Source organism: Streptomyces sp. SID5910 (genome assembly GCF_009862125.1).
Classification (GTDB): domain Bacteria; phylum Actinomycetota; class Actinomycetes; order Streptomycetales; family Streptomycetaceae; genus Streptomyces.
Genome location: NZ_WWHX01000441.1, coordinates 1 through 12,747 on the forward strand (window position 1 = coordinate 1; position 12,747 = coordinate 12,747).

Consider the following 12,747-nt stretch of genomic DNA (forward strand, 5'->3'; position numbering starts at 1 on the left):
CGACTACACGATCGAGACCCGGGTCGCCTTCGGAGGGGAGCTGGACCTCACCGGCACCGTCCTCGGCCTCACCCTCAGGACCGACGCCTTCCCCCGCGACTGACCGCTCCGACCCGCTTGCCTGGAGCGCACTCCAAGTCGTTGGCTTGGGTGCCATGAAGTACACGCAGCTCGGACGCACAGGACTCAAGGTCAGCCGGCTCGTCCTCGGGACCATGAACTTCGGTCCGGAGACCGACGAGGCCGACAGTCACGCGATCATGGACGCGGCGCTGGACGCGGGCATCAACTTCTTCGACACCGCCAACGTGTATGGGCGCAGCGGCAACCGGGGCCGTACCGAGAAGATCATCGGCAACTGGTTCGCCCAGGGCGGCGACCGGCGCGACAAGGTCGTCCTCGCCACCAAGGTGTACGGGAACATGGCCGACGGCGACGCCTGGCCCAACCACGACAAGCTCTCCGCCGTGAACATCCGGCGGGCGGTCGACGCGAGCCTCAAGCGGCTCCAGACGGACTACATCGACCTGTACCAGTTCCACCACATCGACCGGACCACCGGCTTCGACGAGATCTGGCAGGCCATCGACGTCCTGGTGCAGCAGGGCAAGGTGCTCTACGCCGGATCGTCGAACTTCCCCGGCTACAAGATCGCCCAGGCCAACGAGACCGCCGCCCGGCGCGGCGGCACCATCGGCCTCGTCAGCGAGCAGTGCCTCTACAACCTGGCCGAGCGCCGCGCCGAGATGGAGGTCATCCCGGCCGCGCAGGAGTACGGCCTCGGCGTCATCCCCTGGTCGCCGCTGAACGGCGGCCTGCTCGGCGGCGTCCTCAGGAAGCAGGTCGAGGGCAGCCGGCGTGCCACGGGCCGCGCGGCCGAGACCCTGGCCGACCCGGCGGGCCGCGCGCAGATCCAGGCGTACGAGGACCTGCTCGACAAGCACGGCATCGCGCCCGGCGAGGCCGCCCTGGCCTGGCTCCTCACCCGCCCCGGCGTCACGGGCCCGATCGTCGGCCCGCGCACGGCGGAGCAGCTGGCGTCGGCGCTGCGGGCCGTCGAGCTGGAGCTGTCCGAGGACCTGCTGGCCGGACTGGACGAGATCTTCCCGGGGCCGGGACCCTCTCCGGAGGCCTTCGCCTGGTGAGGCGGGCAGGGTGAGAAGGCGGCGGCCTCGGCTAACCGAGCGCCGCCGCCACCGCCACGACGACGAACATCAGCACGAGCACACCGGCCATGATCCGGTTACGGGTCTTCGGGTCCACGCCCCCGAGCCTAACCGGACGCGCCGAACGGGCTGCGGGCGACCGTCTCGTAGCGGGGCTGCTCGCCCGGCACGCCGGACCTCGGCAGGTTGCTGCGCACCAGCGCCAGGTCCGTCACGGTCCAGGCGGGGCCGGTGAAGCCGTCCAGCGCGTCGACGTACGGCGCCACGTCGAACGCCTCCCGGCTGCGGGCCAGCGTCAGGTGGGCCTTGTAGCGCCGGTGCTCCCCCATCTCGACGCCCGCCCTGCGCCCCGCGGACTCGGCACGCTCGGCGAGCAGCCGCAGGTCGGGCAGGCCGCCCGCGGCCCCGGCCCACAGGGCCCGCCCGTGCCCGAACTGGCCCCCGCCCCGCAGCGCCAGCTCGAAGGGCGCGGTGCGGCGCGCGGCCCGCTCCAGGCGCGCCGACAGGTCCGGTACGACGTCGTCGGGGACCTCGCCGTAGAAGGCGAGCGTGAGATGCCACCCCGGGCGGCCCGTCCAGCGCAGCCCGTCCGCACCGGGCAGCCGCCTCAGCGCGGCCACCTCGACGGCAAGGGCGGCGACCACGTCCTCGGGGGGCAGCACGGCGGCGAAGAGTCTCATGCCGGCCAGTCTGCCCCGGAGAACACGTGTACGTCCGCGCGTGTCCCGGTCACCGTGCGTATCGTTGTACCGCGCGGCTGCACTCGCGTCGGGGGCAGCCGGGGAGGAGCGCCACGATGACCGTCCTTGACGACAGGATCGAGATGGCCGAGGAGAGCACCGAGCTGACTCTGGACGTCATGTTCGAGTGGCTCGAGAAGTTGCCCGTCCCCGAGGGATACAAGACCGAGATCGTCGGGGGGCACGTCTTCATGTCGCCGCAGCGGCACCATCACTTCGAGATCATCTTCGACATCCTGGAACAACTGCGCGTCACGTACACACGCAAGCAACTGGCCTCGGACGTGCGGATCGACTTCCCCGGGCGGCTGAACGGATTCGCCTGCGACGTCGCGGCCATCGCCGAACGCTCCGTCAAGGACGGCAAGGGTCACTGGCGCTACCAGGACGTCGAGTTCGTCGCCGAGGTCATCTCCAAGGACACCGCCGCCAACGACTACGGCCCCAAAAAGGCCACCTACGCCGCCGCCGGCGTCCCGGTGTACCTGATCGTCGACCCGTACACCGGCGAGTGGCACCTCCACACCCTGCCCAAGGACGGCGAGTACCACGGCGCCGTCAGCTTCCGTTTCGGCGAGGACGTCGACCTGACCGGGACCGTCGTCGGCCTCACCCTCAAGACCGACGACTTCCCCCGCGACTGAGCCGGCTCCTACGCCACCGGTGCCAGTGCCTCCTGGCGCTCCCGCGGCACGAACCGCACCTGCGGGTGCCCCCGGTGCCAGCCGACCGACAGGCGCAGATTGCCGACGCGGGCCAGGACCAGGCCGATCACGGCGGCCGCCGTGGCAGCGACGGCGCCGCCCGCGGCGAAGCCGATCCGGGCGCCGTAGGTGTCGGTGACCCAGCCGACGATCGGGGCGCCCACCGGGGAGCCGCCGAGGAAGACCATCATGTACAGGGCCATGACGCGGCCCCGCATGGCCGGGTCGGTGGACATCTGGATGCTGGTGTTGGCGGTGACGTTGACCGTCATGCTGAAGACGCCGATCGGGACCATCAGCAGGGCGAACAGCCACAGCTCAGGGGCCGTCGCCGCGACGATCTCCAGCGTGCCGAAGGCCAGCGCCGCCGCGATCAGGACGCGCAGCCGGGCCGTGCCGCGCCGGGCGGCGAGCAGGGCGCCCGCCAGGGAGCCGACGGCCATCAGGGTGTTGAAGAGGCTGTACTCGCCGGCGCCCGCGTCGAAGACGTCGTCGGCGAAGGCCGACAGGAACACCGGGAAGTTGAAGCCGAAGGTGCCGATGAAGCCGACCAGGACGATGGTCCAGATCAGCTCCGGGCGCCCGGCGACGTAGTGCAGGCCCTCCCGCAGCTGGCCCTTGCCGCGCGGGGCGCGCTGGACGACGTGCAGCTCACGGGCGCGCATCAGCAGCAGGCAGCTCAGCGGCGCCACGAAGGACAGCCCGTTGGCGAGGAACGCCCAGCCGGTACCCACGCCGGTGATCATCAGCCCGGCGACGGCGGGGCCGACCAGGCGGGCGGACTGGAAGTTGGCCGAGTTCAGGCTGACCGCGTTCTGAAGCTGGTCGCGGCCGACCAGCTCGGAGACGAAGGACTGCCGGGCCGGGTTGTCCATGACGGTGGCCAGGCCCATCGCGAAGGCCGCGACGTAGACGTGCCAGACCTGGACGTGCCCGGTCAGGGTGAGCACGGCGAGGGCGAGCGCGGTCAGGGCCATCGCGGACTGGGTGACCAGCAGCGTGGGCCGCTTGCGCAGGCGGTCGACGAGGACACCGCCGTAGAGACCGAAGAGCAGCATCGGCAGGAACTGGAGGGCCGTCGTGATGCCGACGGCCGCGGAGGAGCCGGTGAGGCTGAGCACCAGCCAGTCCTGGGCGATGCGCTGCATCCAGGTGCCGATGTTGGAGACGACCTGGCCCAGGAAGAACAGGCGGTAGTTCCTGACCTTCAGGGAGGCGAACATGGACGTCTTGCGCGGGGCCCCGGGGGCCTTGGACAGGGGGTCGTCGTGGTCAGGTGCGGGGGCGGAAGCTGCTCCGGGTCCCGAACTCAAAAGGGTCGCCTCCTCGCGATGACTGCCTACAGGTGTGCGAGCTTCTCCAGCACGGGGGCCGCTGCGCGCAGCTTCGCCCACTCGTCCTCGTCGAGCCCGTCGACCAGCGCGGCCAGGAACGCGTTCCGCTTGCGGCGGCTCTCCTCGAGCATGACCACGGCCTGCTCGGTGTGCGTCACGACCTTCTGGCGCCGGTCCTCGGGATGCGGCTCCAGCCGGACCAGGCCCTTGGCCTCCAGGAGCGCCACGATGCGGGTCATCGAGGGCGGCTGGACGTGCTCCTTGCGGGCGAGCTCGCCCGGGGTGGCGCTGCCGCAGTTGGACAGGGTGCCGAGCACCGACATCTCGGTGGGGCTGAGCGACTCGTCGACGCGCTGGTGCTTGAGCCGACGGGACAGCCGCATCACGGCGGAGCGCAGGGAGTTCACGGCGGCAGCGTCGTCGCCATGTTTGAGGTCCGGCATGTCCTTAGCGTAACTCATTAGGTTCGCGAAATACCAACGCTCACCACGCCGACTGCCCGTGACGCACACCACGGAAACCCCGGCTTCACCCGTACGAGTGAGCTATTTCCGGAAACCGGAGCATCATCCGGCCGACGGGGGTGACCCTCGTGCGCATGGGGACCAGCGTGCTCAGCCTGCGGATGGACGGGGAGCTGCTCGAACGGCTCCGGGACCATGCGGCGAAAAGAGGAATGAGCGTCCAGGACTATGTCGTCCGGACGCTCATCCGCAATGACTTCGACGAGCGGTTCCAGTCCGCCGTCGAGGAGACGGAACGGTTCTACGGGGTGCCGTGACCCCGTGGGACCGTTCCGCCGGGCGATCAGGTCAGGCCCAGGGCCGGCATCAGGTAGTAGAAGGCGAAGACCGCCGAGACCGCGTACATCGCCACCGGCACCTCCCGGCCCCGGCCGACCGCCAGGCGCAGCACCGTGAAGGTGACGAAGCCCATGCCGATGCCGTTGGTGATCGAGTAGGTGAACGGCATCATCAGCATCGTCACGAAGGCCGGGACGGCGACCGTGAAGTCGGTCCAGTCGATCTCCGTGATCGAGCCGGCCAGGATCAGGAAGCCCACCGCGACCAGCGCCGGCGTGGCCGCCTGCGACGGGACCATGGTGGCGACCGGCGTGAGGAACAGGGCCAGGGCGAACAGCCCGCCGCTGACGATGTTGGCGAAGCCGGTGCGGGCGCCCTCGCCGACGCCGGCCGTGGACTCCACGAAGCAGGTCGTGGCCGAGGAGGAGCTGGCACCGCCCGCGGCGACCGCGAGGCCGTCCACGAACAGGACCTTGTTGATGCCCGGCATCTGGCCCTCGCCGTCGGTCAGCTTGGCCTCGTCGCTGACGGCCATGATCGTGCCCATGGCGTCGAAGAAGCAGGACAGCAGGACGGTGAAGACGAAGAGGACACCGGTCAGGATGCCGACCTTCTCGAACCCGCCGAACAGGCTGACCTCGCCGACCAGGCCGAAGTCGGGCGTGGAGACCGGGTTGCCGGGCCACTCGGGCGTCGTCAGGCCCCAGGACGGGACGTCGGCGACCGCGTTGATGATCATCGCGACGGCGGTCATCACGACGATGGAGATCAGGATGGCACCGGGCGTCTTGCGGACGATCAGCGCCAGCGTGAGCAGCACGCCGAGCACGAAGACCAGGACGGGCCAGCCGAGCAGATGACCGCCCGTGCCGAGCTGGAGCGGGACGGTGGTCTGGGCGGCGTCCGGCATCCGGGTGACGAACCCGGAGTCGACGAGCCCGATGAGCATGATGAACAGGCCGATACCGATGGCGATGGCCTTGCGCAGCCCGAAGGGCACGGCGTTCATCACGCGCTCGCGCAGACCGGTGGCGACCAGCAGCATGACGACGAAACCGGCCAGCACCACCATGCCCATGGCGTCCGGCCAGGACATCCGCGGGGCGAGCTGGAGGGCGACGACGGAGTTCACACCGAGACCGGCCGCGAGCGCGATCGGCACGTTGCCGATGACGCCCATCAGGAGCGTGGTGAACGCCGCCGTCAGTGCGGTGGCGGTGACCAGCTGGCCGTTGTCCAGCTGGTGGCCGTACATGTCCTTCGCGCTGCCCAGGATGATCGGGTTCAGCACGATGATGTAGGCCATCGCGAAGAAGGTGGCGAGACCGCCCCGGATCTCGCGGGGCAGCGTGCTGCCGCGCTCGGAGATCCGGAAGTACCGGTCGAGGGCGTTCTGCGGGGGTCGCCGGTCTTCGGGCGACTCCGGGGACGGGGGGACCTTGGCGGTGGCCGAGGCGGACATGCGAGACCTCATCACCAACAGGTTCCCCCACGGCCTTGTTGGTGTTTTCTACGAATGAAAGCGGTCAGAGACAAACGGGTTCAGTATGAACGTATGAGCCGCAGATCGCTATCTCCGCGCGTAGAACCGTGCGGTGTCGCCCCGGACGGACGCGGGCGCCGGGCCGGACGGGCGCGCGCGGCGGGCTCGTAAGCTGTACGCATGGCGAAGTGGACACCTACGCATGAGGCGCCGGAGCCCCTGGAGGGCCCCGTGGTCGCGACCATCACCGGCGGCACCATCCTCTGGTTCGTCCTCTTCCTGGCCCAGCTGCCCTTCTACGGCTGGTTCGACGACCACGGGCACACCTGGTGGGTGTGGACCTGCCTGGCCGGCGCCGGGCTCGGCCTGATCGGCATCTGGTACGTCCGCAGGCGCGACGCCGCGATCAAACGGGACGCCGCCAACCGGCGGGACACCCCCGCGTAGTACCTGGGCAGCACGCCGCGCGCGGCCTCCTCGTACCCAGGTCGGATCTTCCGCACATCCAGCGGGTGAAGCCGTAAAACCGCACGTACCGTCGAATGCATGACGCATATCGACGCGGGCTCGGCACTCGATCCGGCGCACCCCGCTCCCCTGTCGTCGCCGGAGACGGGGCTCACCGCCGACGAGGTCGCCGAACGGGTCGCGCGAGGGCAGGTCAACGACGTACCGGTGCGCAGCAGCCGCTCGCTCGGCGAGATCGTCCGCGCCAACGTCTTCACCCGCTTCAACGCGATCATCGGCGTGCTGTGGGTGATCATGCTGATCGTGGCGCCGATCCAGGACAGCCTGTTCGGCTTCGTGATCCTCGCCAACACCGGCATCGGCATCGTCCAGGAGTGGCGGGCGAAGAAGACCCTCGACTCCCTCGCCGTGATCGGCGAGGTCAGACCGGCGGTGCGGCGGGACGGGAAGAGCGCCGAGATCAGCACCTCGCAGATCGTGCTGGACGACGTCATCGAGATCGGCCCCGGCGACAAGGCCGTGGTCGACGGGGTGTGCGTCGAGGCCGACGGCCTGGAGATCGACGAGTCGCTGCTGACCGGCGAGGCCGACCCCGTCGTCAAACGGCCCGGCGACCAGGTCCTGTCCGGCAGCTTCGTGGTCGCCGGCGGCGGCGCCTTCCGGGCGACCAGGGTGGGGCGCGAGGCCTACGCCGCCCAGCTCGCCGAGGAGGCGTCCCGCTTCACCCTCGTCCAGTCCGAGCTGCGCTCCGGCATCTCCACGATCCTGAAATACATCACGTGGATGATGGTCCCGACCGCGATCGGCCTGATCATCAGCCAGCTGCTCACCAAGGACGACGCCTTCAAGGACTCCGTCGCGCGCACGGTCGGCGGCATCGTGCCCATGGTCCCCGAGGGGCTGGTCCTGCTGACCTCCGTCGCCTTCGCGATCGGCGTGGTCCGGCTCGGCCGCAAGCAGTGCCTCGTCCAGGAGCTGCCCGCCATCGAGGGCCTCGCCCGCGTCGACACCGTCTGCCTGGACAAGACCGGCACCCTCACCGAGGGCGGCATGGACGTCACCGGGCTGCGCCCGCTCGGCGGCGCCGACGAGCGGTACGTCCGCACGGTGCTCGCCGCCCTCGGCGCGTCCGACCCGCGCCCCAACGCCTCCCTCCAGGCGATCATCGACGCCTACCCGGCCGCCGGGGCCGCCGAGGACTGGCGCTGCACCGAGTCCCTGCCCTTCTCCTCCGCCCGCAAGTACGCCGGCGCCGCCTTCGCCGAGACCGACGGCACCTCCAGCACCTGGCTGCTGGGCGCGCCCGACGTGCTGCTCGCCGAGGACGACCCCGCCCTCGCCGAGACCGAACGCCTCAACGAGCAGGGCATGCGGGTCCTGCTCCTAGCCCGCGCCACGCGGGACCTCGACGCCGCCGAGCCGGCCGAGGACGCCGAACCGGCCGCGCTGGTCGTGCTGGAGCAGCGGCTGCGGCCGGACGCCGCCGACACCCTGCGCTACTTCGCCGACCAGGACGTACGGGCCAAGGTCATCTCCGGGGACAACGCGGTCTCCGTCGGCGCGGTCGCCGCCAAGCTCGGGCTGTCCGGCGCCGCCGTCGACGCGCGCCGGCTGCCCGCCGAGCAGGACTCCATGGCCGCCGAACTCGACGCGGGCACGGTGTTCGGGCGGGTCACCCCGCAGCAGAAGCGGGAGATGGTCGGCGCCCTCCAGTCACACGGGCACACCGTCGCGATGACCGGCGACGGCGTGAACGACGTCCTCGCGCTGAAGGACGCCGACATCGGCGTGGCGATGGGCTCCGGCTCGGAGGCCACCCGGGCGGTCGCGCAGATCGTCCTGCTGAACAACAGCTTCGCCACCCTGCCGTCCGTGGTGGCCGAGGGCCGCCGGGTCATCGGCAACATCACCCGGGTCGCGACCCTGTTCCTGGTGAAGACGGTGTACTCGGTGCTGCTGGCGGTGCTGGTGGTGTGCTCGCGCGTCGAGTACCCGTTCCTGCCGCGCCATCTGACGCTGCTGTCCACCCTCACCATCGGCGTCCCGGCCTTCTTCCTCGCCCTCGCCCCGAACAGGGAGCGGGCCAGGCCGCACTTCGTCCGGCGGGTGATGCGGTACGCCGTCCCGGGCGGGGTGGTGGCCGGGGCGGCGACCTTCGTGACGTACCTCCTCGCCCGGCACCACTACAGCGGGCCGGGAGCGCTGGACGCGGAGACCAGCGCGGCGACGCTGACGCTGTTCCTGATCTCGATGTGGGTGCTGGCGATCATCGCCCGGCCCTACACGTGGTGGCGGGTGCTGCTGGTCGCGGCGATGGGGCTGGCCTTCGTGGTGGTACTGGCGGTGCCGTGGCTCCAGGACTTCTTCGCGCTGAAGCTGGTGGGGGTGACGATGCCGTGGACTGCCGTCGGGGTGGCGGCGGTCGGTGCGGGGGTGTTGGAGCTGGCGTGGAGGTGGGTGGACCGGCGACTCCCGGCGTGAGGGATTGCTCGGTCCGTGGGATGCTGCGGCGCCGTCGGGGCTGGTCGCGCAGTTCCCCGCGCCCCTTCGGGGCGCCTGCACCACCGTCGGATCACAAGGCCCCCTCAGTCGAACCAGCGGTCCCTGGCCAGTTCCTCCGTCCTCGACTCGTCCTCCAGGAGGGCCGCTACCTCGAAGCGGCGGGGCCATTGGCCTGCCGCCCAGGCCAGGCCCGCGGCTACGCCCTCCAGGGTCGCGGCGTGCAGCACGCCGTCCTCCGTCAGGCGCCAGTCGATCTCCACGCCGTCGACGACCAGTTCCCCGTGCTCCACGTACGACGCCGGCGTCCCCGCCCCCAGCAGCACCCGCACCGGCTCCGGTACGTCGTGCTCGGTGCCCTCGGAGTCGACGCGTCCGGTGACGGACTCGCTCAGGCGCCGCACCTGGAACAGCTCCGCCAGTTCGGCGGCCCGGGCCGGGCGGACCGGCAGCAGCGGGATGCCGGACGTGAAGGGCAGGAGGTCCGGCGAGTCCACCACCACCGCGTCGGCGGCGTCCACCACCTCGACCCGGCCGTCGACCACGGCACGCACATCGTCCGGCAGGGTGACCTGGGCCGGGTCCAGCTCGGCCAGCGCCCCGTACAGGGCGTGCAGCTGGGCGGCCGTGACCGGGCGGTCGGGGTCGGCGAGGCGGTCCAGCAGCTCGGCCGCGCCGCCGGGCTCGTCGAGGAGGGCGGCGACCGACGTGCGCACGCCCAGCGCCCGCAGCACCTGCTCGTCCTCGAAACCGGTCGCGTCGGCCTCGTCGTACAGGCCGCGCAGGAGCGGGTCGCCGCCGGCCGCGCGCAGTCCGGCCGGGCGCCGCCCGCCGAGCACGGGGTGCCCGCGCAGCCACCACGCGGTGTAGGGCCGTACGACCTCGTGCGTGCCGTCGTGGAGCAGGACGCGCACCGGCTCGACCAGGGCGTCCCGCAGCGGCGGCCGCGACAGCAGGGCGAGGGCCCGCGGCCACTGGTCGTCGTCCACCAGGTCCAGGTCGCGCACGGCGACGATCTCGGTGGCGACCGGCGGGACGGGGCTGTCCGGGAAGCGGTCGAGGACGTCCTCGCTCCACACGTCCACGGCGTCCAGCAGGCCCGCGTCGTCGGGCTCGGCGAAGTCGCCGTCGCGGGGCTCCAGTTCGTCCGGGTCGAGGACGACGTCGGTGGCGCGGACGAGGGCGAAGGTGACGAGGACACCGCAGGCGGCGAGCGGGTCCCGGCCCCACTTGCCGGCCAGTTCCGCGTCCACGGCGGCGAGTTCGTCCTCGCGCATGACCTGGGCGAAGGGGCCGCCGGGGAAGACGAGTTCACCGGCCGGGGAGAGTTCGCCGTCCTCGTCGGGCAGCGCGAGCGCGCCGAGCCACGGTTCGTCGCCGGCTTCGAGGCCGGCGTCGCGGACGAGGCCGAGGACCGTGTCGGCCAGTTCGTCGGCGTCGAGGGCGTCCTCCTCCCAGTTCATGCCGCCCTCGTCGTCCAGGGAGGCGGCGACGGCGGCCCGGACCTGCGGGGTGGTCAGCACGGCACGCGGGGTGGCCGGGAGGGCGCCGAGCTTCTCCAGGAGCGGATGGGCGGCGTCCGGATGGGTGACCTTGAGGCCGAGGCGGGTGAGGACGCCGGGGTCGAGGGAGGCGGCGTCCGGGGAGGGCAGCAGCACCTGCCGGGGGCCGATCGTGGTCCTGCCGTCGGCCAGGGGCACCGGCAGTCCGGACAGCCGGTCGGGGTCGACGCCGGCGAGGCTGTCGTAGAGCCGCCACCACCAGGCCGGGTCCTTCTCCAGGCCGGCCAGCCGGTCGACCGCGTCGGTCAGCGGCACCCGGGCCACGCCCAGCGTGCGCAGCTCCGGCCGGCGCTCCAGCCCGCCGGGCAGCAGCGTGGGCAGCACCTCGGCGAGCACGCGCACCGTCTCCGCGCCCGCCCCCTCGACCACCTCGGCGTCGCGGGGCCGCAGCGACTCGGGCAGGTCACCGACGGGCGGCACGCCGGGCAGCCCCTCGGCGTCCCGGGCCTCGGGCAGCTCGCCGGCGTCGGTGCCGCGCGGCTTCGCGGCGGGCGGCAGGAAGGCGGTGCGGGGCAGCCGGTCGAGGATCGCCTGGCGCAGGGCGCCGTCCAGTTCGCCCTTGCCCAGCGGGCCGGGCACGAGGTCGATGACGCCGGCGGCGACCGGACGCCAGCCGGCGAGGAGAGCGGCGTAGGCGTCGGCCGCGCGCTGCGTCAGGAAGTCGGTCAGCGGGCCGGGCCCGGCGTGCCGGCGGGTCGAGTCCAGCGGGAACGACGCGATGAGCAGGGCGGGGACGCCGAGGGGCTCGTCGCTGGGGGTGGGTGCGTGCACGACGGGGCTGGTGCGGGGCCGCGCGGGAGCGCCGTCGGCGTCGACCGGCACCGCCCAGGTGACGGACCAGTGGGGGCGCAGCCGCTCCTCCACGGGCCGGTCGGCGAGCAGGTCGGGCGTGAGCGGGCCGTGCGCGGCGGCGGTACGCCAGCGGGTGACGCCCTCCCGCGAGTCCTCCACGACGGTCAGGTCACCGTCCGTGCCGCGCCGCAGCGTCCGTACGTCGTCCCCGGCCTCGACCACGACCTCCTCAAGGCCCGGCAGGGCGAGGAGCAGCGCGTCGTCCACGGCGCCGAGGAGCCGTTCGGCGAGGTCGGCGGCGGCGGTGTCGCGCAGCGGCAGGATGACGGCCGTGTCGTACGGGGCGGGGGCGCTGCCCTCGGCGGGGAACGGCAGCCGCAGCAGCGGTACGTGCCCGTCGCGGCGCCGGATCTCGTCGCCGAGGCCGGGGTTTCGCAGGGCGGTGTCGGCGGCCAGGCCGCGCGCCTCGGCCAGGGACCAGCGCACGCCGCCGTGCCGGCCGACGACGGCGGGCTCGTCGGTGACGGCGAGGACGGCGGCGAAGCCGACCCCGAACCGGCCGACCGCGCCCTCGCCGCCCGCCCGTTTGGCGGAGGCGCGCAGCGTGGACAGCGACTCAGCGCCGGCCGCGTCCAGCGGGGCGCCGGTGTTGGCGGCGACGAGGACGCCGTCGCGCAGGGTCAGCCGGAGCCGGCCGGGCACGCCGGCGCGGGCGGCGGCGTCGGCGGCGTTCTGCGCGAGCTCGACGACCAGCCGGTCGCGGTAGCCGCCGAGGACGAGGTCCTCCTCGGCGTTGGCGTCCTCACGGAACCGGGCGGGGCTCGTCGCCCAGGCGTCCAGCACCCCGCGCCGCAGACGTGCCGTAGCGAAAGGGTCCGCACCCTCGTCGGCGGGCCGCACGAACATGCTCACGGTCACTCTCCTCTTCGACGGACCAAGAAGGTACCGCGAGGACGCGTCCCCACCACCCGCCACCGTATGCAGGCCCGCCCCGACGACTCACGCCCGCGCGCAGGCAGCTTTCAGCCCGTCCCGACGGCTCACGCCCGAGTGCCGACCAGCGGCCACTCCCAGCCCGTCGCGACGGCTCACGCCCGAGTGCCGGCCAGCGGCCACTTCCAGCCCGTCCCGACGGCACACAATCGAGCGCCGGTCAGCGGCCACTTCCAGCCCGTCCGGCGTTTGAGGACGAGGCC

The 12,747-nt window shown here is 72.4% G+C and carries 10 protein-coding genes; 5 read left to right on the top strand and 5 right to left on the bottom strand.

Features of this window, described 5'->3' with window-relative positions; genetic code table 11:
* The first annotated feature begins 155 nt into the window (after positions 1–155).
* Positions 156–1,145 (top strand): aldo/keto reductase, encoded by a 990-nt coding sequence (locus GTW67_RS15615; RefSeq protein ID WP_161165425.1) that lies wholly within the window; start codon positions 156–158, stop codon positions 1,143–1,145.
* 128 nt (positions 1,146–1,273) lie between these two features.
* Here GTW67_RS15615 and thpR read toward each other — a convergent pair whose 3' ends face one another.
* Positions 1,274–1,846, bottom strand: a complete 573-nt coding sequence (gene thpR / locus GTW67_RS15620) for an RNA 2',3'-cyclic phosphodiesterase (RefSeq protein ID WP_161165426.1) — start codon at positions 1,844–1,846, stop codon at positions 1,274–1,276.
* A 116-nt stretch (positions 1,847–1,962) separates the two neighbouring features.
* Here thpR and GTW67_RS15625 point away from each other — a divergent pair, with 116 nt between their 5' ends.
* The gene (locus tag GTW67_RS15625; RefSeq protein ID WP_161165427.1) at positions 1,963–2,550 is read left to right on the top strand and encodes a Uma2 family endonuclease; all 588 of its coding nucleotides are present in this window, start codon (positions 1,963–1,965) and stop codon (positions 2,548–2,550) included.
* 8 nt (positions 2,551–2,558) lie between these two features.
* Here the strand turns inward: GTW67_RS15625 and GTW67_RS15630 are convergent, their stop codons facing one another.
* Together GTW67_RS15630 and GTW67_RS15635 are read right to left on the bottom strand one after the other, a co-directional pair.
* On the bottom strand, positions 2,559–3,923 hold the full coding sequence (locus tag GTW67_RS15630) for an MFS transporter (protein ID WP_161165428.1): 1,365 nt from the start codon (positions 3,921–3,923) through the stop codon (positions 2,559–2,561).
* A 26-nt stretch (positions 3,924–3,949) separates the two neighbouring features.
* Positions 3,950–4,387 (bottom strand): MarR family winged helix-turn-helix transcriptional regulator, encoded by a 438-nt coding sequence (locus GTW67_RS15635; protein ID WP_161165429.1) that lies wholly within the window; start codon positions 4,385–4,387, stop codon positions 3,950–3,952.
* 149 nt (positions 4,388–4,536) lie between these two features.
* Between GTW67_RS15635 and GTW67_RS15640 the strand changes: the two genes are divergently transcribed.
* Positions 4,537–4,725, top strand: a complete 189-nt coding sequence (locus tag GTW67_RS15640; protein ID WP_161165430.1) for a ribbon-helix-helix protein, CopG family — start codon at positions 4,537–4,539, stop codon at positions 4,723–4,725.
* Positions 4,726–4,751: 26 nt separating this feature from the next.
* Here GTW67_RS15640 and GTW67_RS15645 read toward each other — a convergent pair whose 3' ends face one another.
* Positions 4,752–6,209, bottom strand: a complete 1,458-nt coding sequence (locus GTW67_RS15645; protein ID WP_161165431.1) for an NCS2 family permease — start codon at positions 6,207–6,209, stop codon at positions 4,752–4,754.
* Between the two features lie 201 nt (positions 6,210–6,410).
* Between GTW67_RS15645 and GTW67_RS15650 the strand changes: the two genes are divergently transcribed.
* Positions 6,411–6,677 (top strand): DUF2530 domain-containing protein, encoded by a 267-nt coding sequence (locus GTW67_RS15650; protein WP_161165432.1) that lies wholly within the window; start codon positions 6,411–6,413, stop codon positions 6,675–6,677.
* A gap of 99 nt (positions 6,678–6,776) precedes the next feature.
* Complete coding sequence (locus GTW67_RS15655) at positions 6,777–9,179, top strand: HAD-IC family P-type ATPase (protein WP_161165433.1); 2,403 nt, start codon at positions 6,777–6,779, stop codon at positions 9,177–9,179.
* A 104-nt stretch (positions 9,180–9,283) separates the two neighbouring features.
* Here the strand turns inward: GTW67_RS15655 and GTW67_RS15660 are convergent, their stop codons facing one another.
* Entirely contained in the window at positions 9,284–12,463 is a 3,180-nt protein-coding gene (locus GTW67_RS15660; RefSeq protein ID WP_161165434.1) for a sacsin N-terminal ATP-binding-like domain-containing protein, read from the bottom strand.
* Positions 12,464–12,747 lie beyond the last annotated feature (284 nt).

What these genes read in the sequence shown, in the direction of transcription:
- GTW67_RS15615 (WP_161165425.1), top strand. Translation starts at nt 156, where the DNA reads ATGAAGTACACGCAGCTCGGACGCACAGGACTCAAGGTCAGCCGGCTC.
- thpR (WP_161165426.1), bottom strand. Translation starts at nt 1,846, where the DNA reads ATGAGACTCTTCGCCGCCGTGCTGCCCCCCGAGGACGTGGTCGCCGCC.
- GTW67_RS15625 (WP_161165427.1), top strand. Translation starts at nt 1,963, where the DNA reads ATGACCGTCCTTGACGACAGGATCGAGATGGCCGAGGAGAGCACCGAG.
- GTW67_RS15635 (WP_161165429.1), bottom strand. Translation starts at nt 4,387, where the DNA reads ATGCCGGACCTCAAACATGGCGACGACGCTGCCGCCGTGAACTCCCTG.
- GTW67_RS15645 (WP_161165431.1), bottom strand. Translation starts at nt 6,209, where the DNA reads ATGTCCGCCTCGGCCACCGCCAAGGTCCCCCCGTCCCCGGAGTCGCCC.
- GTW67_RS15650 (WP_161165432.1), top strand. Translation starts at nt 6,411, where the DNA reads ATGGCGAAGTGGACACCTACGCATGAGGCGCCGGAGCCCCTGGAGGGC.
- GTW67_RS15655 (WP_161165433.1), top strand. Translation starts at nt 6,777, where the DNA reads ATGACGCATATCGACGCGGGCTCGGCACTCGATCCGGCGCACCCCGCT.